This window comes from Novosphingobium sp. GW821-FHT09E05 (genome assembly GCF_059416165.1).
In genome coordinates, this window is the sequence record NZ_JBWKOQ010000006.1 from 73,293 (window position 1) to 94,009 (window position 20,717).

General features: G+C 70.6%; 18 protein-coding genes. 7 read left to right on the plus strand and 11 right to left on the minus strand.

Annotation, left to right across the window (positions count from 1 at the left end; genetic code table 11):
* Positions 1-27: 27 nt before the first annotated feature.
* Complete coding sequence (locus AC07M9_RS18785; RefSeq protein ID WP_494885870.1) at positions 28-1,338, minus strand: glycosyltransferase; 1,311 nt, start codon at positions 1,336-1,338, stop codon at positions 28-30.
* A gap of 197 nt (positions 1,339-1,535) precedes the next feature.
* Here AC07M9_RS18785 and AC07M9_RS18790 point away from each other — a divergent pair, with 197 nt between their 5' ends.
* Positions 1,536-2,711, plus strand: coding sequence for a cell wall hydrolase (locus AC07M9_RS18790; protein ID WP_494885872.1), 1,176 nt, complete (start codon positions 1,536-1,538; stop codon positions 2,709-2,711).
* On the opposite strand, the gene xth is transcribed toward AC07M9_RS18790, so the two are convergent.
* From xth to AC07M9_RS18805, 3 genes are all read right to left on the minus strand, one after another.
* The gene (gene xth / locus AC07M9_RS18795; RefSeq protein ID WP_494885874.1) at positions 2,708-3,484 is read right to left on the minus strand and encodes an exodeoxyribonuclease III; all 777 of its coding nucleotides are present in this window, start codon (positions 3,482-3,484) and stop codon (positions 2,708-2,710) included. The genes AC07M9_RS18790 and xth overlap by 4 nt on opposite strands.
* Complete coding sequence (locus AC07M9_RS18800; RefSeq protein WP_007686261.1) at positions 3,481-3,813, minus strand: HesB/IscA family protein; 333 nt, start codon at positions 3,811-3,813, stop codon at positions 3,481-3,483. Before AC07M9_RS18800 ends, xth begins: the two co-directional genes overlap by 4 nt.
* Before the next feature lie 110 nt (positions 3,814-3,923).
* Positions 3,924-4,349, minus strand: a complete 426-nt coding sequence (locus AC07M9_RS18805; protein ID WP_494885875.1) for a CBS domain-containing protein — start codon at positions 4,347-4,349, stop codon at positions 3,924-3,926.
* Positions 4,350-4,485: 136 nt separating this feature from the next.
* On the opposite strand from AC07M9_RS18805, the gene AC07M9_RS18810 reads away from it, so the two are divergent.
* The gene (locus AC07M9_RS18810; protein WP_494885877.1) at positions 4,486-4,782 is read left to right on the plus strand and encodes a hypothetical protein; all 297 of its coding nucleotides are present in this window, start codon (positions 4,486-4,488) and stop codon (positions 4,780-4,782) included.
* Positions 4,783-4,834: 52 nt separating this feature from the next.
* Here AC07M9_RS18810 and AC07M9_RS18815 read toward each other — a convergent pair whose 3' ends face one another.
* From AC07M9_RS18815 to AC07M9_RS18835, 5 genes are all read right to left on the minus strand, one after another.
* A complete protein-coding gene (locus tag AC07M9_RS18815) occupies positions 4,835-5,218 on the minus strand; it encodes a (2Fe-2S) ferredoxin domain-containing protein (RefSeq protein ID WP_494885879.1) in 384 nt (127 codons plus the stop codon).
* A complete protein-coding gene (locus AC07M9_RS18820; RefSeq protein ID WP_494885880.1) occupies positions 5,215-5,646 on the minus strand; it encodes an acyl-CoA thioesterase in 432 nt (143 codons plus the stop codon). The genes AC07M9_RS18815 and AC07M9_RS18820 overlap by 4 nt, the downstream gene beginning before the upstream one ends.
* Positions 5,647-5,689: 43 nt before the next feature.
* Entirely contained in the window at positions 5,690-6,133 is a 444-nt protein-coding gene (locus tag AC07M9_RS18825; protein WP_494885881.1) for a DUF2497 domain-containing protein, read from the minus strand.
* 81 nt (positions 6,134-6,214) lie between these two features.
* Positions 6,215-7,681, minus strand: a complete 1,467-nt coding sequence (locus tag AC07M9_RS18830; RefSeq protein WP_494885883.1) for a TolC family outer membrane protein — start codon at positions 7,679-7,681, stop codon at positions 6,215-6,217.
* Positions 7,682-7,683: 2 nt separating this feature from the next.
* A complete protein-coding gene (locus AC07M9_RS18835) occupies positions 7,684-8,307 on the minus strand; it encodes a protein-L-isoaspartate O-methyltransferase family protein (protein WP_494885884.1) in 624 nt (207 codons plus the stop codon).
* Positions 8,308-8,515: 208 nt separating this feature from the next.
* Here AC07M9_RS18835 and AC07M9_RS18840 point away from each other — a divergent pair, with 208 nt between their 5' ends.
* Positions 8,516-10,039 carry a fumarate hydratase gene (locus AC07M9_RS18840; RefSeq protein WP_494885885.1) on the plus strand — a complete coding sequence of 508 codons (1,524 nt, stop codon included), beginning with the start codon at positions 8,516-8,518 and terminating at the stop codon, positions 10,037-10,039.
* A 62-nt stretch (positions 10,040-10,101) separates the two neighbouring features.
* Here AC07M9_RS18840 and AC07M9_RS18845 read toward each other — a convergent pair whose 3' ends face one another.
* On the minus strand, positions 10,102-11,487 hold the full coding sequence (locus AC07M9_RS18845; protein WP_494885886.1) for an oligosaccharide flippase family protein: 1,386 nt from the start codon (positions 11,485-11,487) through the stop codon (positions 10,102-10,104).
* On the minus strand, positions 11,484-12,731 hold the full coding sequence (locus AC07M9_RS18850; protein WP_494885888.1) for a glycosyltransferase family 4 protein: 1,248 nt from the start codon (positions 12,729-12,731) through the stop codon (positions 11,484-11,486). The genes AC07M9_RS18845 and AC07M9_RS18850 overlap by 4 nt, the downstream gene beginning before the upstream one ends.
* Before the next feature lie 191 nt (positions 12,732-12,922).
* On the opposite strand from AC07M9_RS18850, the gene AC07M9_RS18855 reads away from it, so the two are divergent.
* The 4 genes from AC07M9_RS18855 to AC07M9_RS18870 all read left to right on the plus strand — a co-directional run bounded on the left by AC07M9_RS18855 (position 12,923) and on the right by AC07M9_RS18870 (position 20,714).
* Positions 12,923-13,786, plus strand: coding sequence for a 2OG-Fe(II) oxygenase (locus AC07M9_RS18855; RefSeq protein ID WP_494885889.1), 864 nt, complete (start codon positions 12,923-12,925; stop codon positions 13,784-13,786).
* Entirely contained in the window at positions 13,783-15,000 is a 1,218-nt protein-coding gene (locus AC07M9_RS18860; RefSeq protein WP_494885890.1) for a glycosyltransferase family 2 protein, read from the plus strand. The genes AC07M9_RS18855 and AC07M9_RS18860 overlap by 4 nt, the downstream gene beginning before the upstream one ends.
* On the plus strand, positions 14,997-15,917 hold the full coding sequence (locus tag AC07M9_RS18865) for a glycosyltransferase family 2 protein (protein ID WP_494885891.1): 921 nt from the start codon (positions 14,997-14,999) through the stop codon (positions 15,915-15,917). The genes AC07M9_RS18860 and AC07M9_RS18865 overlap by 4 nt, the downstream gene beginning before the upstream one ends.
* Before the next feature lie 129 nt (positions 15,918-16,046).
* Positions 16,047-20,714, plus strand: coding sequence for a MupA/Atu3671 family FMN-dependent luciferase-like monooxygenase (locus AC07M9_RS18870; RefSeq protein WP_494885893.1), 4,668 nt, complete (start codon positions 16,047-16,049; stop codon positions 20,712-20,714).
* Positions 20,715-20,717 lie beyond the last annotated feature (3 nt).

Here is a 20,717-nt window from a genome sequence, read left to right on the forward strand (position 1 = left end):
CCTCCCGGCAAGGAAATGTCGAGAGCTCTACGCTTGCCCCGCCAGCGGCCGCAGCAGATCCGCCATCCGGGCCGCGCAGCGCTCCGGATCATGGCGCTCCGTCACGCGCCGCCGCCCGCGCCCGCCCATGGCGGCGAGTTCCTCGGGCCAAGCATCGAGCGCGGCGTCGAGCGCGTCCGCGATGGCCGTGACCGAGCCCGAGGGCACCAGCCAGCCGACCTGCTCGTCGACCAGTTCCGGTATCCCGGCGATGGCAGTGGCGATCACCGGCACGCGCAGCGCCATCGCCTCCATCAGCACCACCGGCAGCCCTTCCGCGAAGCTTGGCAGGACCAGCGCGCGCGACGCGGCCAAGGCCTCGCGAATCGCCGCCGGGGCGGTCCAGCCGTGCAGCGTCACCACGTCGCCGAGGCCGAGCCGCGCGATCTGCGCCTCGATGACAGCCCGGTCCTCGCCGCCGCCCATGATGTCCAGCAGGATCGGGCGCCGCGCCGCCACCCGCGCGGCGGCCTCCAGCAGCAGCGGAAGCCCCTTCTGCGCGCTCAGCCTGGCAACGCACAGGAAGCGCACTGTCTCCCCGCCCGTTGCCGCCTGTGCGCCGCCTGCGAAGAACAGCGGGTCCGGAGTGCAGTGGACGACATGGATACGGCTCCAGTGGTCCGGATGCGACCAGCGCATGAGCTGGCCGCGCCCGAAGCTGGAGACGCCGACCACGAAGGCGGCCTCGGCGATCTTGCCAGGCAGGTCGAGTGCACGCGGGGCATCGAACTCGTCGGGGCCATGCGTGGTGAAGCTGTAGGTCACGCGTCCGAGCCGGGCGACCAGCCGGGCGACCATCGCCGGGTTCGTGCCGAAATGGGCATGGACATGGGTGATGCCCATGCGTTCCAGGTCGCGGGCGATCAGCGCCGCCTCGGCGAAGTAGGCGCAGGCCCGCACCCGGTTGCCGCTGCCGCCCGTGCGCCACGCCAGCGCGAGCGCCTTCAGCCCGGCGACGGGGCGGCGCCACAGGCACGAAACCGCCGCCATGACGAGAGCGCCGCGATCGTCCAGCACCACCCGGGTGCGCTCGGCCTCGGCGCGGTCCTCCGGACCGGCATCCCCGGCGCGGCGGATGGTCAGGCGCAGGACGTCGAAACCCTGCCGCTCCAGCGCGGCGATCTCGGTCTTGATGAAGCTGTGGCTGATCTTGGGGTAGACATTGCTGAGATACGCCACCGCAAGGCCCGCCCGCGGGGACGGCGCGCGCCCGCGTCCGGCGAGCGCCTGCGTCTTCCCGGGCGCCACGCGCATGAATCCCAGCGCGCCTTGCGCCACCTGTTCCGTCAGCTCGACCATGCCCCATTATGCGGTGGCTGCGCGAGATGGGCATTGCGTGTTTCCCGTATGAGATCTGACCGGTGGCACAGGGGTACATGATCGCCCGGATGCCCCCGCGGCGGCGGGCATGGGACAACCGGCGTTCACTGTGGGAGACCGGGCGTGCCGGCATCGAACCTTGCGACACCCACTCGCCGGCCCGCACTGGACCGGCCATGACGCGCTCGGCGAAGGCCTGGGGCGGAGCTGCCCTGTCGCTGGCGATCGGCGCCACCTTGCCGGCGCAGCATCCGGTCGCGAGCCCGTTTCCGCGCCTCATCGCCGCCGCTCCGGTCCCGGCATCGCGGCAGCCCGGGGCTTCGGCATCGCCATTCGGACAGCCTCCCCTCGATCCGCGCGCGGCGACGCAGGCGCGGCTGGCACTGGCCTTCAACGCGGCCGTCCCGCTTGCACGCGGACCGCTGCGGGCCGCCTCTCCCTTTCTGCTCGCCGCACCGGTGGAAGACCTCGCCCGCGCCACCGACTGCCTCGCCGCGGCGCAGTACTACGAGGCCGGCCGGGGCGCCGCCGACCAGCGGGCGGTGGCCCAGGTGGTGCTCAACCGGGTCCGGCACCGCAGCTTTCCTTCCACCGTCTGCGGCGTGGTCTTCGAAGGCTCGGCGCGGCAGACAGGGTGCCAGTTCACCTTCACCTGCGACGGCGCGCTGGCCCGCCGCGACCCCTCGCCCGAGGCCTGGCAGGAGGCCCGGCGGGTCGCGGCCGGCATGCTGCTCGGCGAGGTCGAGCCCAGCGTCGGCCTCGCCACGCACTACCACACCGACTGGGTGAGCCCGGCGTGGGACCGCGAAATGGACAAGATTGCCGTCGTGCGCACTCATCTGTTCTATCGCTGGAGAGGCGCGGGCGGCGCCCCCCCGGCCTTCGACACGCGCCATTCGGGCAACGAGCCGCGCATCGCGCAGCTCGCCCGCCTTTCGCCCGCGCATCGCGGGCCAGGGGAAGCGGCGCAGCTGGTCCCGCCGCAGGCGCCGATGTCCGCGGCACCGATCGCTGCGCCGCAAGCGCTTCCGACACCGCCCACGCAGAGCCTTGCCCAGAGCAGGGCACCGGTGATGGCGATGACAGGCGTATTCCTCGCCACGCTACCCGCGAGCGCTGGTGCCGAAAGCTTCCCCGCGCTGGCGGAGAAGCGCTGCGCCGGGCTGGCGGACTGCCGCTTCATCGGCTGGACCGACGCGGCGCGCACCGCCCGCGCGCTGCCGATGGCGGGCAGCTCGGTCGATGCGATCGCGTTCGTCTTCGTGCGGCGGCGCGGGGTGGAGCAGGTCCAGTGGGACTGCGCCGCCTTCGCGCGCGCCAATCCCGCCGAATGCATCCGCAGCGGACGTTAGGCTGCCCTGAGTTCGACCCACACCGGAGCGTGGTCGCTGGCCTTTTCCCGGCCGCGATGGGCCTTGTCGACCCCGCAGGCGACCAGCCGGTCGGCCAGTTCGGGCGAGAGCAGCGAGTGGTCGATGCGGAAGCCATGGTCGCGCTGCCAGGCGCCGGCCTGGTAGTCCCAGTACGTCCACACCCCGCCGCGCGGATTGTGCGTGGCGAGCGCGTCGGTCCACCCGTCGCCCAGCAGGCGGAAGTAGGCGTCCCGCGATTCGGGCTGCATCAGCGCGTCGGCGGCGAGCGCCGGGGGCGACCAGATGTCGCGGTCGGTGGGGACGACGTTGTAGTCGCCGGTGACGATCGCGGGCACTTCCTCGGCGCGGATCGCATCCATGCGGCGGCGCAGGCGCTCCATCCAGCGTAGCTTGTAGTCGAACTTGGGGCCCGGGATCGGGTTGCCGTTGGGGAGGTAGATGCACACCACCCGCACGCCGAAGACGTCGGCCTCCAGATAGCGCGAATGCTCGTCCTCGGGCTCGCCCTCAAGCCCGCGCTGGATTTCGACCGGCGCTTCGCCATCGGCAAGGATAGCGACACCGTTGAAGCCCTTCTGGCCGTGCCAGATGCCCTTGTAGCCCAGCTTCTCGAACTCGGCGATCGGGAAGCCCTCGTCCTGCGACTTGATCTCCTGCAGGCAGGCGACGGCGGGGCGGGTTTCATCGAGCCATTCGAGCAGGCGGGGCAGGCGTGCCTTGACCCCGTTGATGTTGAACGTGGAGATTCTCATACGGAGAAGCTGGACCCGCAGCCGCAGCCCGCCGCCGCGTTGGGATTCTCGACCTTGAAGGCCGCGCCGCCCAGCGACTCGACGAAATCGACCACGCAGCCCGACACCAGGTCGAGGCTGACGGAATCGACCAGCAGGCGCACGCCGTCGGTCTCGGTCACGCTGTCGTCCGCTTCGGGGGCGTCGGCGAGGCCGAACTTGTACTGGAAGCCCGAGCAGCCGCCGCCTTCGACGGCAAGGCGCAGGATGGCGGGCTTGCCCTGCTTGCTCGCGATCGCGGCGACCCGCGCGGCGGCCGAGGGGCTGAGTGTCAGGCTGTTCTGGTCCATGGCCCCGATGTAGGCGCACCCAGAGGCCGGGGCAAGGCGCGGGGTGGTGACAAAGGACGACCCGGCACTCCCCTCCCTTCGACCCCGCAAACTGATGAGGTCGAAGGCGATCACGCCGTCTGGATATAGTCCCGCATGGCGGCGGCCTCGGATTCGATCTTGTCGATCCGGTACTTCACCAGGTCGCCGATCGAGACGAAGGCGACCATGCGGCCCCCCGAGATCACCGGCAGGTGGCGGATACGGCGCCGCGTCATGAGCGACAGCGCGGCCATGACCGAGGTATCGGGATCGACGGTCACCGGCGAGGCGGTCATGATGTGGCCGAGCGGCATGTCCAGCACCTCGGACCCCAGTTCGCGCAGGCGGTAGATCACGTCGCGTTCCGAAAAGATGCCCGCGATCTCGCCGTCTTCCATGACCGGTACGGCACCGATGCGCCGGTCGGAGAGGATCGCCACCGCGTCGCGCACGGTGGTGGAAACGTCGCAGGTAACCACGTCGCCGCGGCCCTCGATAATGCGCCCTATGGTCATGGTCCTGTTCTCCCAGTGCGATGGGGCCCCTGTTCTGCGGTGTGCCCGCCGCGAAGATACCACATGGGGACGGGGGCCGCCAATAAGGGCGCACGATTCGCTTGCCCGGTCGCGGCGGGCGGACCAGATAGGGCCGATGACACGCCGCTCCCCCCTCGATGATCCAGCCCGCGCCGCGCATGCCTGGGCGCGCTTCCTGCGCGTCATGCGCTGGATGATGACGATAACGGTGGGGCTGGTGGTCGGCTCGATGATCCTGCTCTACCGCTCGAACGGCATGGTCTCGATCCACTTCTACATCGCCGCCGCGCTCGGCGTGGGGTTCACGATGCTGTTGGCCTCGGCCCTGATGGGGCTGGTGTTCCTGTCAAGCGGGACCGGCCACGACGAGGCGGTCGACGATCTGTCGGAGAGTGACCAGCCCCGGAAATAGGCGGATTTGCTGCCCAATCCGTTCGACACGAACGAAATCCGGGGGCGGTGTATCAGTTCTCGGGCCGGTGCAGCCGGTAATGCTCCACCGGCTTTCCGCCGATCAGGTGTTCCTGGATGATCGTTTCCAGTACGTCCTCGGTGCAGGAGTGATACCAGACGCCCTCGGGCCAGACCACCGCCACCGGGCCGGCGTGGCAGATGCGCAGGCAGTCGGCCTTGGTGCGCGCGACGCCGCCGCCCGTGCTGGTCTTCGGACCGTCGAGGCCCAGTTGCTTCAGACGCTTCTTGAGGAATTTCCACGCTGCCTGGCCCTCTGCGGGCGAGCAGCATTCACCTTTCTGCGGCTCGGCGCAGATGAAGATGTGGCGCTCGATGGAGTCGCTGCCGGTCTTGGCGAAGGCTTCCTGCGCCTTGTGGATGCCGTGACCACTCATGCCCGGAGCCTCCAGCGATCGGTCTGCTCGGCGAAACTGGCGGGAAGGGGGGCGGGGCCGTCCTTGCCCACCGTCACCATGGTGCTGCGGCAGAAGGCGACCACGCGATCGTCCTGCGTGACCAGCTGGATCAGGCGGTGGCTGGTGCGGCCGGTGTCCTCCACCGCGCAGTGGATCGTCACCGGATCGGGATAATGCGCCTCGCCGAGGTATTCGATGCCGACGCTGACGATCATCGAGGAGAGTCCCGCCAACCCGTCCCGGTAGCCGCTTTCCCGGTGGAATCGTACGCGCCCGTCCTCCAGGAAACCGGCCATCGCCACATTGTTTATGTGCAGGTTGACGTCGAGATCGCCGAAGCGCGGCTCGATGCGGGAGGAGAAGGGGTAGCGCGCGGGGTCGAGCAGCGCGGGATCGGGCTTGGACATGGCACCAGAGGTAGGGAGCGCGGGCTCCCAGGTCCAGTGCGCGTCAGACCTTCTTGCCGACGATCCGCGCGATCTCGGCGGCGACCAGGCGCTCGACCATCGGCGGCAGGTTCCTGTCCAGCCATTCCGCCAGCGCCGGGCGCAGCAGTTCGCGGGTCAGGGCTTCGAGCGAGGTCTCGCCCGAGCGGACGATCTGCGGCTGGGCGCCGGGTTCGGACAGCATGGCGAGCGCGGCCAGCGATTCGCGCATCGAATGACGCGCTCCGGCCTGGACCAGCGAGGGTTCGTCCTCTTCCTGCGCGGGCAGCTCGGCGGCTTCGGGAAGCTCCAGCACGTCGTCCTCTTCCACTTCGGGAAGGGCGGCAAGCAGCGGATCTTCGCGGCGGGGGCGGGCGGCGGGAGCGGCATCGACGCGGGTGTCGCGCGCGATGACCTGTTTGATCGACTGGAGAATCTCCTCGACCGAAGGCTCACCGTTCTGACGCATCTTCATAGTCCCCGTTGGCGCCCCGCTATCCAGACCGAGGAATTAACCTTCCGGTGTCCTCGCGCAAGTCCTTTATAGTATTCAAGGTTCCTGCGTAACGGGAATGTTGCCGTCCTGCACCGGAGTGTCGGTGGTGCGGGTCGAGCGGGCGACGGGCGCGGGATCGGTGTCCCAGTCGAAGACCTTGCCGCGCACGCGCTCGTAGTTGACCTCGGGGTCGTAGAGCACGCCGCCTTCGAGGTTGAGGTCGCGCGCCTCGGCCCGGCCCATGGCCGCCAGCAGCGTGAAGCCGGCGACGTAGGCGTTGCGCCGCGCGGTCACCAGCGTGACCTGCGCGTTCAGCAGTTCCCGTTCCTGATCGAGGATGTCGAGGATCGTGCGGTTGCCGACCGAGTTCTCCGCCTTCACGCCCTCGAGACTGAGCGAGGCGGCGTCGACCGCCACCTGCGACGAGCGGATCAGGTCGTTCGACGCGACGTAGGAGGTGAACGCGGAGCGCACCTGCGCGATGACGTCGCGCTCGGCGGCGATCTCCTGCTCCAGCGTGGCCGAGGCGGTCGCCTGGGCCTGGCGGCGCTGCGCGGCGGGAAGGCCGCCTTGGAAGATCGGGATCGAGATCTGCGCGCCGGCCTGCGCGGACGAATCGTGCTGCGACACGCCCGAGCTGGGAACGCCGCGCGCCAGCGTGTTGAAGTAGTTGTTGTAGCTGCCCTGCCCGAACAGGCGGACCGAGGGCAGGCGGCCGGCGCCCGCGACGTCGATGTCCTTCTCCGCCGCGCGGCTGCGTTCGCGCGCGCCGATCAGGTCGGGGTTGGAATCGAGCGCCACGCTCGCCGCCTCGTCGGCATTGGCGGGCAGGTTCGGGAGCGGCGGCGGGGCTTCCAGCGTGCCCGGCGCGTTGCCGACCAGCCGAATGTAGGTCTCGCGCGCGGCGGCAAGGTTGGCCTCGGCGGTGAGCAGGTCGCTCTGCGCGACGGCGAGGCGCGACTGCGACTGGGCGACGTCGGTACGGGTGAGGTCACCGATCTCGAAGCGGTCTCCGGTCGCCTGCAGGTTGGTCTTCAGCACGCTGACGTTCTTGCGGTTGAGCCCGACGATCGCCTCGGTGCGGATCACGTCCATGTAGGCGGCCACGACCTGCGAGAACAGCGCGCTTTCGCTGCCCCTAAGGTCGGCCTGTCCGGCCTCGACGCGGATCTTGGCGGCCTTGACCCGGTTCTTCACCGCGCCGCCCGAATAGATCGGCACCCCGAGATCCGCCCCGCCGGTGAACACCCGCGAGGGGGCGTTGAACGAGTTCTCGCTCTGCTTGAGATACTCGGTGTAGGTGCCGTCGACGCTGGCCGAGGGCAGGCCGGCGGCGCGGGCAATCGGAACGCCCTCGTCGGTGGCGCGCTGCTGGGCGCGCGCCGCCTCGAGCGTCGGGTTGGTCTGGTAGGCGTTGACCAGAGCATCGCGAAGGGTATCGGCGTGCGCGGGCGCGCCGGCCGCCGTCAGTATCAGACACCCCCCCGCAAGCAGCCCGGCACGCTTCGCGAACCGGGCCATGCTCAGAAGCTCCAGCGTTTGGGCGCTGCGAGCTCGGGAAGGACGGGCACGCCCATTTCGGCGAGCGGCAGCAGCGAGACCACGCCGGCGGCCTTGCTGCCGACGGCAAGGCGCGTCACACCGCGCACGACAAGGCCCGTGACCACGCGGCCGCCGTCGGCCAGACGGGCGCCGAGCGCGTCGGGCAGGAGTTCGATCGCGCCGTCGATGACGATCAGCGAGTAGCCGCCTTCACCCGCCGTCGAGGCGTCGGCCGGGGCCACGGCATCCACCGAACCGGCGAGCGAACGCAGCAATGCGGCGAGATAGCCTTCGCCGTCGCCGACCAGCAGCACCTTGTCGGCCTGGACCGGCTCGGCTTCGGCCAGCATGCGGCCATGGACGAGCGGCGCCGCCAGGAAGCGGCCTTCGCCGAGCGGGATCGCACGGTCGATGTAGGCGGCATCGCGCAGGGCAGCGGGCACGTAGTTCTCGCGTGCGACACCGGCCATCGCCTCGAGCACCCAGGGCTCGTTGACGCCGCTGGTGCGCAGCTGGCTGGTGATCATCGCGCGGCGCGCTTCGGAGATTGCGGCGCCAGTGGTATTTGAGCCGGCAGGCGCCGACCGATCCTCGGTCAAGGTCATCAGGTGCAGTTCCCTCACTCTTTCGCTACAACCAGATATGGCTGGCGAAGACGGCACTTATGGCCTGCCTTCTAGGCGAAGGCGCCGATCAGGCCAAGCCATTTGGTCATACGCCGGTCGATCAATTCAAGCACTTTGACGATACCGCCCCCGCAGACTATGGCACCGGCAAAATTCACGTCATCCGCAGGAACGGAGCGCAAATTCCATGACAGATATGGTGACCATCCGCGAAGACGACCTGATCGAGTCCGTCGCCGACGCGCTGCAATACATCAGCTACTACCATCCGATGGACTACATCCGCGCGCTGGGCGATGCCTACGACGCCGAGCAGGGTCCCGCCGCCAAGGACGCGATCGCGCAGATCCTTACCAACAGCCGGATGTGCGCCGAGGGTCACCGCCCGATCTGCCAGGACACCGGCATCGTCAACGTCTTCATCGAGTGGGGCCAGAACTGCCGCCTCGAATCGGACAAGTCGCTGCAGGACGTGGTCGATGAGGGTGTGCGCCGCGCCTACAACCACCCCGAGAACAAGCTGCGCGCCTCGGTGCTCGCCGACCCCGCCTTCACCCGCCGCAACACCAAGGACAACACCCCCTGCGTCCTGTCCGTCGAGATGGTGCCGGGCTCGAAGGTTTCGGTCGACGTCGCGGCCAAGGGCGGCGGGTCGGAGAACAAGTCCAAGTTCAAGATGATGAATCCCAGCGATTCGATCGTCGACTGGGTGGTCGAGATGCTGCCGCAGATGGGCGCCGGCTGGTGCCCGCCGGGCATGCTGGGCATCGGCATCGGCGGCACCGCCGAGCACTGCGTCAAGCTCGCCAAGCAGAGCCTGATGGAGCCGATCGACATGGCGCAGCTCAAGCAGCGCGGCCCCCAGAACGACATCGAGGCGCTGCGCATCGAGATCTTCGACAAGGTCAACGCGCTGGGCATCGGCGCACAGGGCCTCGGCGGCCTCGCCACCATCCTCGACGTCAAGATCCTCGACTGGCCGTGCCACGCCGCGGGCAAGCCCGTCGCGATGATCCCGAACTGTGCCGCCACCCGCCACGCGCACTTCACGCTCGACGGCTCGGGCCCGAGCTTCCTCGAAACCCCGAACCTCGACGAGTGGCCCAAGGTCCACTGGGCGCCGAGCAAGGAAGCCAAGAAGGTCGATCTCGACAACCTCACTTCCGAGGAAGTGCAGAGCTGGAAGCAGGGCGACCGTCTGCTGCTCAACGGCAAGATGCTGACGGGCCGCGACGCCGCACACAAGCGCATCGCCGACATGCTGGCCAGGGGCGAGGAACTGCCCGTCGATTTCAAGGGCCGGGTGATCTACTACGTCGGCCCTGTCGACCCGGTGGTGGGTGAAGTCGTCGGCCCCGCCGGTCCGACCACCGCGACGCGCATGGACAAGTTCTCGGACACCATGCTCGACCTCGGCCTGCTCGCCAGCGTCGGCAAGTCCGAGCGCGGGCCCGCCGCCACGCAGTCGATCGCCAACCACAAGTCGGCCTATCTGATGGCCGTGGGCGGCGCCGCCTACCTCGTCGCGCGGGCGATCAAGGAATCCCGTGTCGTCGGCTTCGCGGACCTCGGCATGGAGGCGATCTACGAGTTCACCGTGCAGGACATGCCGGTGACGGTCGCCGTCGATAGCGAGGGCGCCAACGTCCACACGCTCGCGCCGCCGCTCTGGAAGGCGAAGATCGCCGAGGAACGCCTGCTGGCGGACTGACCCCGTGCCCCCGTCCCCGGCCACGCCGGCGGGCGGGGCCTCCGGGCCCTAGGTCCGGGCCCCTAGTGCACAAGCCAGGGCGACAGCAGCAGGTCGGCCGCGAAGCCCAGCGCCGCGCCCCCCGCTCCGACCGCGAGGAACAGGCCCTCCTCGCCAAGGTCGAGCAGCCGCGCCTGGCGCATGCGCACCCACTTGATGCCGATCGCCGAGACTTCCATCAGGCCGACCGCGCCGACCAGCCCCAGCTGCCCCCAGGCGAGATAGCCCGCCGTCCCCGCCACCGCCAGCCACGCCAGCTTGGCGATGCTCGCCTCCAGCGTCGCGCGGACGCGGCCGGTGGCGGTGAGCGCCTCGTTCGCCGCGTTCGACGGCAGGCCCAGCAGCGAGGAGATGCACAGGATCTGCAGGTAAATCGCCGCGTCGGCATAGCGCGCGTCGTAGAGCACGCCGACGATGAGCGGCGCGCCGCCGATGATGCCGCCGGTGGACAGCGCATAGAACAGCGAGGGTATCCGCCGCCGCGCGTAGAACTGCGCGCGGATGTCCGCCGCGCCCTCGTTCCAGAGGCGGGCGTAGGCGGGGTAGAGCACGCGGCTGGCATAGTTCCCCGCGAAGCCCAGCGGCGCCGAGGCGAGGTTGCCCGCCAGGACGTAGAACCCGAAGTGATCGAGCGGCAGCACCTTGGCCAGCACCAGCTTGTCGCACTGCGCGACCAGCAGGTAGATGAGGCTGGAGCCGGTCACGTAGCGGGCGAAGGACCACAGCTCGCGCAGGGTCGAGCGCTCGAAGGTCAGCCGGTGCCGGCCCTGCCCGAACATCGCGTAGCTGAGCAGCGACTTCAGCGCGCTGCCCACCAGCATCCCGCCCAGGATCGCCCAGTAGTTGCCCCAGGCCCAGGCCAGCACCCCGCTCGCCGCGATCTGCACCACCAGCGCGGCGATCTCCAGCATCGAGAGGCGCAGGATCTGGCTGCGCCGCAGCGCGGTCAGGAGGCTGACGGAGGCGCTGCCCTCCACCACGAAGACCAGCCCCGATGCGGCAATGAGCGGCGCCAGGTCGGGCCGGGCGAGCGCATGCGACACCGGCAGCGCGAGCGCCGCCAGCACCGCCGCCAGCAGCAGCGCGCGCAGGAACGAGACGGTCCAGACGGTGTCGAGGAACCCCGTCCTGTCGCCCTCCCTATGCCGTACCACGAAGGCCTGGAATCCCAGGTCGCTGGCCATCGACACGGTGAACTGGAGCGAGGCGATGACGCCGGAAATGCCGAATACCTCGGGCACCAGCAGGCGCGTCAGGATCATGCTGCTGACCGCGCGCAGCAGGTTGTTGGCGATGACCGAGGCGACGACGACGTTGGTGTCGCGCAGCATTGCACCGCGCAGGCGCACGGCCAGGCCGGGGCGGATGGAGGGCGGCGACCAGGCGGCGCCCGCGGTGTCCACCGTCATTGCAGTGCGGGTTCCGGCACGCGCGCCGGCATTAGCGCCGCAATAGCGCCCACATAGCATGCAAGCAGGCGATCCCCGACCACCTCGGTCGCGAACACCGCCTCACAGCGCCGCCGCGCCGCCGCGCCCATGGCGGCGGCCGCGCCGGGATCGGCGAGCATGCGCGCCAGCGTGGCCGCCAGCGCCTCGGGGTCGCCCACCGGCGTGAGCAGCCCGGTCTCGCCGTCGAGGATCACCTCGCTGCTCGCGGGCCACGCGGTCGAGACCAGCGGCGAGCCCGCCGCCATCCCTTCCAGCAGGACGTAGGGGAAGCTCTCCCACCGCGAGGGGCAGACCGTGACCATCGCCCGGAGCCGCAGCGGCGCGATCTCGGCGGCGGTGAGCTTGCCGGTGAAGGTGATCCGCGCCCGCGCCTGGGGCGAGAGGTTGGCGCGCACGAAATCCGCGAAGCCGATCCGCTGGCCCGGCGCGGTCTCGAGCCCTTCGTCCGGCCCCACCATCGTCAGGCGCGCATCGGGCCGGGTCTCCAGCAGGCGATCGAAGGCGAGCAGCATGGTGTCCCCGCCCTTCCAGAAGTCGAACCGGCCGATCACCAGCACATGGTCGCGCTCGCAGGCATCGAGGCTCCAGCGCGGGCCGCCCGCGTCCAGCCCGATCGGGTTGGGAATGACCAGCGAGGTCCTGCCGGGATCGCGCCCGTATTTCGCGCAGGTCTCCTCGAGGATGGCGCGGGTCGGCGAGGTGACCGTCGCCGCCGCGCGTACCCCGCGCCCCTCGGCCTCGCACCGCGCGTCCTCGAACAAAAGCTCCTCGCGCGTCAGGTTGCGCACCGGCTTGACGATCTGCGGCCCGTGCAGCCGGGTGACGACCGGCGCGTCGATGGCCCGCGCGACCATGTCCGACCAGCCGAAGCTCTCCTCCATCTCCAGCACGTCGAACGGCCTCAGGCGATGCGCCGCCGCCACTTCGCGCGCCACCGCGCGCGCCACCGGGGCCAGCGCGCCGGACGAGCGGTCGAGCCGCCAGGCGATGCGGTCGCCCGCGCGCGCCAGCGCCCGCGCCGCGCCGCTGCGGGGCGCCAGCGACGTGGCCGTGCCGTCCGCCGCGATCAGGTGTCCCTGCGAGAGGATGGAGACGTCGTGTCCCCGCGCCAGGAAGTGCCCCCGCACCTGCGCCACGTAGCTGACGATGCCGTTGGCGCCCTTCGAAGGCGGCCAATGGGGTGAGCAAAGCCCGATGTGCACGCGCCAGTTCTCCTTGCATGCCGGAAGGGCACGTTCGGCGCCAGTCTATGAGGCGGCCATGGTGGGTGTCGATCATGAGAACCGCCAAGGGGTTTTCAGGTCTGCCGCAGCGGGGGCCCTGCCCTCTATCCTGTCCCCGGCGGGCGGTTCGTCCGGGCGCTTGCGCAGCGCGCGCGGGACAGGAGGACTCGATGGCATTTCTGGGGCTCACCGATCTGGGCGGCTACCATTGTTTCGACTACGACGCATGCCGTGCGGCAGGGGCCGCGCAGGCGCAGCGATACCGCGGCGCCGACCCCTTCCCGCATGTCGTCATCGACGATTTTCTCGACCGGGATTTCCTGCGCAAAGTGGTGGACGAGTTCCCCGACAGCGCCGGGCGCGACTGCTTCGACCGCGACCAGGAAAGGCTCAAGTTCCAGTTCCGCCCCGACCAGTGCGGCGGCGCGCACACGCGCATGCTGTTCGCCGAACTCAATTCGCGCGCGTTCCTCTCGTTCCTCGGCGCGCTGACGGGTATCCGCGGCCTGATCGCCGATCCCTACCACGCCGGCGCGGGGCTGCACGAGACGCGCCGGGGCGGGCACCTGGGCATCCACGCCGACTTCCCGCACCACGGCCGCATGAAGGTGGAGCGCCGGCTCAACCTGCTGATCTACCTCAACGAGGCGTGGGATGCGGGCTACGGCGGCGCGCTCGAACTGTGGGACCAGGACATGAAGGCGGCGCGCCGCTCGGTCCTGCCCGAGCTGGGCCGCGCGGTGATCTTCAGCACCGACCGCGACACCTTCCACGGCCATCCCGACCCGCTCGCCTGCCCGCAGGGCATGTCGCGCCGGTCGATCGCGACCTACTACTACACCGCCGTCGCCGCCCCCCTGCCCGACCTCGAGCGCACCACCGACTTCCGGGTGCGGCCGGGCACCGCCGACAAGGCGGACTGGCGCGTGCGGCTCCACAACCTCAAGTCCGACTGGATGCCGCCGATCCTCCAGCGTCGCGGCCGCGAGCCGCTGGCGCCGGTGGGCGGCGAAAACGGCGCCGCTTCGGCGTGACCGCGCCCGGCGCCATACCTGCCGTCCTGGCCTGGGCGACCTCGCTTCTGACGTCCGTTCCGGTGCTGATGCTGGCGGCGGAGTGCCTCGTCGGCGCCCGCCGCATCGCGGGTCCGGCCGCCGGCGCCGCGCCGCCGTTCCTGGTGCTGATGCCCGCCCATGACGAGGCCGCCGGGATCGAGGCGAGCGTGCGTTCGGTGCTGGCCCAGCTGCGGGTCGGCGACGAACTCGTCGTCGTCGCCGACAACTGCACCGACGACACCGCGGCGCGCGCCCGCGCGCTGGGCGCCACCGTCATCGAGCGGCGCGAGCCGGCGCTGCGCGGCAAGGGCCATGCGCTCGAATTCGGCCGCCTGTTCATCGCCGCGGGCCGCCCTGCGGACCACGCGGGCCACGCGCAGGCCGTGCTCGTCGTCGATGCCGACTGCCGCCCCGGCGCCGCCGCGCTTCCCACCCTCGCCGCCGCCGCGACCCGGCGCCAGGCCGCCGTCCAGGCGGTGTTCCTGTTCGCGGCGCCGCTCGAATGCGGCGGCCGGGTCAGCCCGATCGTGCGCATTTCCAGCTTCGCCTTCCTGGTCAAGAACCTCGTGCGGCAGCAGGCGCTCGGCCGGCTGGCCGGGGCGGCGCTGCTGCACGGCTCGGGCATGGCCTTCCCCCGCGCGCTGTTCCTGAAGATGCAGTGGTCGGCGGGCTCTCTGGTCGAGGACCTCGCGATGGGGCTCGACCTGCTGCTTGCCGGGCAATCCGTGATCGCCGAGCCCGCCGCGCGCATCGTCAGCGCGCCCAGCTCGGTCGAGGGCACCGGCAGCCAGCGCCGGCGGTGGGAGCACGGCATGATGCAGACCGCGTGGCGCTACGTGCCGCGCCTGCTGCTGCGCGCGGTCACCCGGCCCGGCGGCGGCGGCTGGCGGCTGGCGATCGTCGCGCTGGACCTGCTCGTGCCGCCCACGGTGCTGCTGGCGCTGGCCTCGCTCGCCGCCTCGGCGGTGGTCCTGCTGCTCGCCGGGCCGGGCCTGCCCTTGTGCGTCCTGCTGTTCGCGCAAGGCGCCGCGCTCGCCGGTCTCGGCCGCGCCTGGTGGGTCCATGGCCGCGCCGTGCTGCCCTTGCGCAACCTCTTCGACCTGCCCGGCTACTTCCTGTGGAAGCTGCCGCTGATCCTCCAGTTCGTCACGCGCCGCGAGCGCGAATGGACCCGCACGGAGCGCCTGCCATGAACACCCTGGGTTTCGTCATCATCGGCCGCAACGAAGCGGCGCGCCTCGGCCTCTCGATCGACAGCGTCACGCGCACGGGCCACGACGCGGTCTACATCGATTCCGGTTCGCGCGACGACAGCGTCGCCATCGCCCGCGCGCGCGGCATCGCGGTGGTGGAGCTGGACCCGGCGCTCCCCTTCACCGCCGCCCGGGCCCGCAACGCCGGGCTCCACTGGCACCTGCGCCGCAACCCGCAGCTGGCCTACGTCCACTTCATCGACGGCGACTGCGAGCTGTGGCCGGGCTGGCTGGGCAGGGCGCAGGAGGTCATGGCCGCCGACCACCGCCTCGCGGCGGTATGCGGCCGCCGGCGCGAGCGCGATCCCGACGCCAGCCCCTACAACCAGCTCTGCGACGACGAATGGGACACGCCCGTCGGGCTTGCCGACACCGTCGGCGGCGACGCGCTGTTCCGGGTCGCGGCGCTCACCGCGGTCAGGGGCTTCGACGAAACCCTGATCGCCGGCGAGGAGCCGGAGCTGTGCCACCGCATCCGCCGGCGCGGCTGGCTGATCCGCCGGCTCGATGCCGACATGACCATCCACGACGCGGCGATGACCCGCTTCTCCCAGTGGTGGCAGCGCAACCGCCGCAACGGCTATGCGATCGCCGAATCCCTGTCGATGCGGGGCAACGACACCGCCGCCATCCAGCGCGAGATCGTCAGCAACGTGGTCTGGGGACTGCCGCCGATGTGGCCGCTCTGGCCGCTGCTGTGGCTGCGCATCCGGCTGCGCAAGGACGCTCTCCAGGCCACCTGGATGACCCTGGGCAAGGTGCCCCACCTCCAGGGTCAGGTCGACTACTGGCGCCGCGCCCGCCGCGCGCCGAACGACGGCGGCTCCGGCAAGACACGGCTGATAGAGTACAAATAACCGCCGCAAAATATCCGTAAGAACGCACCGTCCTAAAAATAGGAGCGTAGTTCGAAAGATGGATATCCAACATCCGCTCGAATAACGTTTCCTATGGACTGAAAATGTCCGGCGTTCACGGGGCATGTCATGACGACGAACAACATATTCACCGAACATGGCGATAATTACGGCGCCCATATAGAAGCAAAACTCCATCGCACCATTCTCTTCGGCAATGAAACCTTGCTGTCCGAGTGCGGTAAGCTGTTGCTGGATCATGGGCACGAGATCGTCGCCGTCGTCGCGGCGCCGCTGTCCCCTGCCGCCGGGTGGGCGCAGGCGGCCGGGATCACCGTCCATCACCGGCCGCGCGACCTGCTCGCCGCCGGGCTGGAAGCGGTCGACTACCTGTTCAGTATCTCCAACCTGACGGTCCTTTCGCCCGAGGTGCTGGCGCTCGCCGCGCGCGCGGCGATCAATTTCCACGACGGCCCGCTGCCGGGCCGCGCCGGCCTCAACACCCCGGTCTGGGCTCTGCTGGAAGGCGCAGGCAGCCACGGCGTGACCTGGCACCTGATGGACGGCGCGGTCGACGAAGGCGCGGTGATCGCCGCCGAGGCCTTCGAGATCGCCGAAGAGGAGACCGCGCTCTCGATCAACACCCGCTGCTTCGAGGCCGGCCTGCGCTGCTTCGCCGGCCTCGTCGCCGACCTGGGCGCCGCCGTCGCCGCCGCCGTCCCGCAGGGCCGCGCGCCCGACCGCATGTACGGCCGCGCGACCCGCCCCGAGGCCGCCGCGACGATCGACTGGCGCCAGTCCGCCGAGGCCATCGCCCGCCTCGTCCGCGCGCTGGACTTCGGCCTCTACGCCAACCCGGTCGGCGCGCCCAAGGCGCTGCTCGGCGAACAACTGCTGCTCGTCCAGCAGGTCACCCCGCTCGCCACCTGCTCGGGCCATGCGCCGGGCACGATCATCCTCTCCGGGCCCACCCCGGTGGTGGCCACGGGCACCGAAGACCTGCGCATCGACCGTCTCGCCGCGCTGGACGGCAAGATTCTGACGGCGGGGCAGGTCAGCGACCTGCTGCTTCGCGCAGGCGCCTTCGCCTCGCCCGATCCGGCGCGCAGGGAGCAACTGAACGGCCTCGACTCCGCCGCCGGCCGCTTCGAGGCATGGTGGCGCCGCCGCCTGCAGATGCGCGAGAGCCTGCAGCTACCCCAGTTCCGCCCGCGCGTCGGCACGGATGGCGCCCAGCCCTTCGCCTTCGACCGCGCCCTGCCGCAGAGCCTGACCCGCAGCGACGCGCTTGCCGCACTGGTCCTGTGGCTGGCCCGCGCCGCCGACCGCGACACCGTCGAGATCGGCTACTGCGACAGCGTCGGCCACGCGCTTCTCGGCAATGTGGCAGGCTGGTTCGCGCCCGAGGTGCCGCTGCGGCTCGCGGTCGATTTCGGCGCCCCGCTCGCCGCCGTCGCCGATGCGCTGCAGATCGAGATCGCCGCCCTCCACCGCCGCGTCGCCATCTCGGCCGACCTCATCGCCCGCAGTCCCGAACTGCGCGGCCGCGCGGCCTTCGACCATCCGGTATCGCTGCAGGTCGTCGATCGGCTCTGCGACGCTCGGCCCGCTGGCGAGGCCGTGCTCGACCTCGCGTACTGTCCCGCCGAGGGCACGGTGCGCTGGACCTGTGACGCCACCCGCCTCGACCGCGCCGACGCGGAAGACCTCGCGCGCGGTTTCGAGGCGCTCTGCCTGGCCGCCACCGCCGCGCCCGAGGCGCCGGTCGGCACGCTCCCGGTGCTCGAACCGGCGGAACGTCGCCGCATCCTCACCGAATGGAACGCGACCGCAGGCCCGGTGCCCGACGGCCCGGCCTGGCATCGCCACTTCGCCGCGCAAGCCCGCCTGACGCCCGGCCGCACCGCCGTGACCGCACTCGGCACCTCGCTCACTTACGCCGAACTCGACGCGCTTTCGAACCGCATCGCACATGACCTCGCCGCGCGCGGCGTCGGCCCCGAAGTGCTGGTCGGCCTCCACCTGTCGCGTTCGGTGGAGATGCTCGCCTGCCTCATCGGCGTGCACAAGGCGGGCGGCGCCTACGTGCCGCTCGACCCGAGCTACCCGAAGGACCGCATCGCCCACATGATCGCGGATTCGGGCCTCGGCCTGATCCTCAGCGAGACCACCCTAGCTGCTGACCTGCCCGATACCCCTGCCCCGGTGCTGCATGTCGACACCATGGCCGAGGTCTTCGCCGCGCAGCCCTCGACCGCCATCGAGGACCGCATCGAGGGCGGCAATCTCGCCTACATGATCTACACTTCGGGCTCCACCGGACTGCCCAAGGGCGTCATGGTCGAGCACCGCACCCTGCTCAACTTCTACGCCGGGATGGACCGCCACATCGAGCCCGACGGCACCTGGCTCGCGGTCACCAGCCTCAGCTTCGACATCTCGACGCTGGAGCTGATGTGGCCGCTGATGCACGGCTATCACGTCGTCATCGCCAGCGAGCGCGAAGTGCGCGGCGACGTGATCGCGGCGGACGAAGTGCGCCCGGTCGGCTTCAGCCTGTTCTACTTCGCCAGTTCCAGCGCGGGCAGCGCCGCCGAGCAGTACAACCTGCTGCTGGAGGGCGCCCGCTTCGCCGACCGCAACGGCTTCGAGGCGATCTGGACGCCCGAGCGCCACTTCCACGACTTCGGCGGCCCCTATCCCAACCCCGCCGTCGCCGCCGCCGCGATCGCAGCGGTGACCTCGCGCGTGCAGATCCGCGCGGGCAGCGTGGTGGGCACGCTCCACCATCCGCTGCGCATCGCCGAGGAGTGGGCGCTGGTCGACAACCTCTCGAACGGGCGCGTCGGCATCGCCTTCGCCTCGGGCTGGCAGCCGGAAGACTTCGTGCTCAACCCCGGCGCCTATGCCGACCGCGCGGGCACGCTGGCGCGCTGCATGGACGACGTGCGGGCACTGTGGCGCGGCCAGAAACGCAGCTATCCCGGGCCGCTCGGCCACGATGTCTCGGTGCTGACCTACCCGCGTCCGGTCCAGCCGGAACTGCCGGTGTGGATCACCTCGGCCGGGAATGCCGACACCTTCCGCGAGGCCGGGCGCGTCGGCGCCAACGTGCTCACCCACCTCCTCGGCCAGTCGATCGAGGACGTCGCCGCCAAGATCGCCGCCTACCGCGAGGCGTGGCGCGCCGCCGGCCATCCCGGCGAAGGCCGCGCCACGCTCATGCTGCACACCTTCCTCGGCGAAAGCGAGGAGGCCGTGCGCGCCGCCGTGCGCGCGCCGCTGATCGAATACCTGCGCACGTCCACCAACCTGCTCAAGCAGTACGCCTGGTCGTTCCCGGCCTTCAAGAAGCCTGCGGGCGGGGAAAAGCTGGAACTGTCGGACCTCAGCGGCGAGGAAACCGACGCGCTGCTCGAGCACGCGTTCGAACGCTATTTCGAAACCAGCGGCCTCTTCGGCACGCCCGAGGACAACGTCGCCCTCGTGGCGCGCCTTGCGGCGCTGGGTGTCGACGAGATCGGCTGCCTCGTCGACTTCGGCGTGGATGCACGCACGGTGATCGACCATTTCCCCGCGATCGCGCGGCTACGCGAGATCACGCAAGGCGCCCCCGCCACCCGCGAACGCCCGCTGCACGACCTCATGGCGCGCCACGGCGTCACCCACCTGCAATGCACGCCCTCGCTGCTGCAGATGCTCGCCGGGGACGAAGCCTCGCGCCCGCGTCTCGCGGCGCTGCAGCGCCTCATGGTCGGCGGCGAGGCTTTCCCGCCGCAACTGGCACGCGACATGACCGGGCTCGTCTCCGGCAGCGTCATGAACATGTACGGCCCGACCGAGACCACCGTCTGGTCCGCCGTCCACACCCTCGAAAGCGAGGACGCCGCGCCGCCGCTGGGACGCCCGCTGCTCAACCAGCAGATCTACATCCTCGACCGCCGCGCCCAGCCGGTGCGGCAGGGCACCCCGGGCGAACTCGTCATCGGCGGCGCCGGGGTCGTGCGCGGCTACCACGCCCGGCCCGAACTGACGGCGGAGCGCTTCACCGCGCACCCCTTCGATGCCGGGGAACGCGCCTACCGCACCGGCGACCTCGCCCGCCAGCGCGCCGACGGCACGCTCGAATTCCTCGGCCGCCTCGACCATCAGGTGAAGATCCGCGGCTACCGCATCGAACTGGGCGAGATCGAATCCGCGCTGACGGCCCATTCCGACGTGACCGAAGCCGTCGTCGTCGCCCGCAGGGAAGGCGCGGCCACCCGCCTCGTCGCCTACCTCGCGCCGCGCACCGGGGCGCCCGCCGTCGAGGACCTGCGCGCGTACCTTCGCGAGCGGCTGCCCGACTTCATGGTCCCCGGCAACTTCGTCCTTCTCGAAGCCCTGCCGCGCACCCCCAACGGCAAGATCGACCGCAATACCCTGCCCGAACCGGTCAGCGTCGTGGTCAGCAATGACGAAGCGGACGGCGGAGCCCCCGCCAGCGGCATCGAGGCGCAGATCCAGGCCATCTGGTGCGACCTGCTCAAGCTGCCGCAAGTGCGCCTCACCGAGAACTTCTTCGACATCGGCGGGCACTCGCTGCTCGCCATCCAGGTCCACCGCCGCCTTGCCGCCGAACTGCCGCAGCCGGTCGCGCTGACCGACATCTTCCGCTTCCCCACCATCGCGTCGCTCGGCGCGCACCTGTCGGGCGGGAACGAGGATGTCGCGGCGCTCGGCGGACAGAACCGCGGCCAGGCACGCCGTATGAACAACCAGCGCCGCCTCGCGGCGCGCGCCGGAATGAGGGGTTGAGCC

What these genes read in the sequence shown, in the direction of transcription:
- AC07M9_RS18785 (WP_494885870.1), bottom strand. Translation starts at nt 1,338, where the DNA reads ATGGTCGAGCTGACGGAACAGGTGGCGCAAGGCGCGCTGGGATTCATG.
- AC07M9_RS18790 (WP_494885872.1), top strand. Translation starts at nt 1,536, where the DNA reads ATGACGCGCTCGGCGAAGGCCTGGGGCGGAGCTGCCCTGTCGCTGGCG.
- xth (WP_494885874.1), bottom strand. Translation starts at nt 3,484, where the DNA reads ATGAGAATCTCCACGTTCAACATCAACGGGGTCAAGGCACGCCTGCCC.
- AC07M9_RS18800 (WP_007686261.1), bottom strand. Translation starts at nt 3,813, where the DNA reads ATGGACCAGAACAGCCTGACACTCAGCCCCTCGGCCGCCGCGCGGGTC.
- AC07M9_RS18805 (WP_494885875.1), bottom strand. Translation starts at nt 4,349, where the DNA reads ATGACCATAGGGCGCATTATCGAGGGCCGCGGCGACGTGGTTACCTGC.
- AC07M9_RS18810 (WP_494885877.1), top strand. Translation starts at nt 4,486, where the DNA reads ATGACACGCCGCTCCCCCCTCGATGATCCAGCCCGCGCCGCGCATGCC.
- AC07M9_RS18815 (WP_494885879.1), bottom strand. Translation starts at nt 5,218, where the DNA reads ATGAGTGGTCACGGCATCCACAAGGCGCAGGAAGCCTTCGCCAAGACC.
- AC07M9_RS18820 (WP_494885880.1), bottom strand. Translation starts at nt 5,646, where the DNA reads ATGTCCAAGCCCGATCCCGCGCTGCTCGACCCCGCGCGCTACCCCTTC.
- AC07M9_RS18825 (WP_494885881.1), bottom strand. Translation starts at nt 6,133, where the DNA reads ATGCGTCAGAACGGTGAGCCTTCGGTCGAGGAGATTCTCCAGTCGATC.
- AC07M9_RS18830 (WP_494885883.1), bottom strand. Translation starts at nt 7,681, where the DNA reads ATGGCCCGGTTCGCGAAGCGTGCCGGGCTGCTTGCGGGGGGGTGTCTG.
- AC07M9_RS18835 (WP_494885884.1), bottom strand. Translation starts at nt 8,307, where the DNA reads ATGACCTTGACCGAGGATCGGTCGGCGCCTGCCGGCTCAAATACCACT.
- AC07M9_RS18840 (WP_494885885.1), top strand. Translation starts at nt 8,516, where the DNA reads ATGACAGATATGGTGACCATCCGCGAAGACGACCTGATCGAGTCCGTC.
- AC07M9_RS18845 (WP_494885886.1), bottom strand. Translation starts at nt 11,487, where the DNA reads ATGACGGTGGACACCGCGGGCGCCGCCTGGTCGCCGCCCTCCATCCGC.
- AC07M9_RS18855 (WP_494885889.1), top strand. Translation starts at nt 12,923, where the DNA reads ATGGCATTTCTGGGGCTCACCGATCTGGGCGGCTACCATTGTTTCGAC.
- AC07M9_RS18865 (WP_494885891.1), top strand. Translation starts at nt 14,997, where the DNA reads ATGAACACCCTGGGTTTCGTCATCATCGGCCGCAACGAAGCGGCGCGC.
- AC07M9_RS18870 (WP_494885893.1), top strand. Translation starts at nt 16,047, where the DNA reads ATGACGACGAACAACATATTCACCGAACATGGCGATAATTACGGCGCC.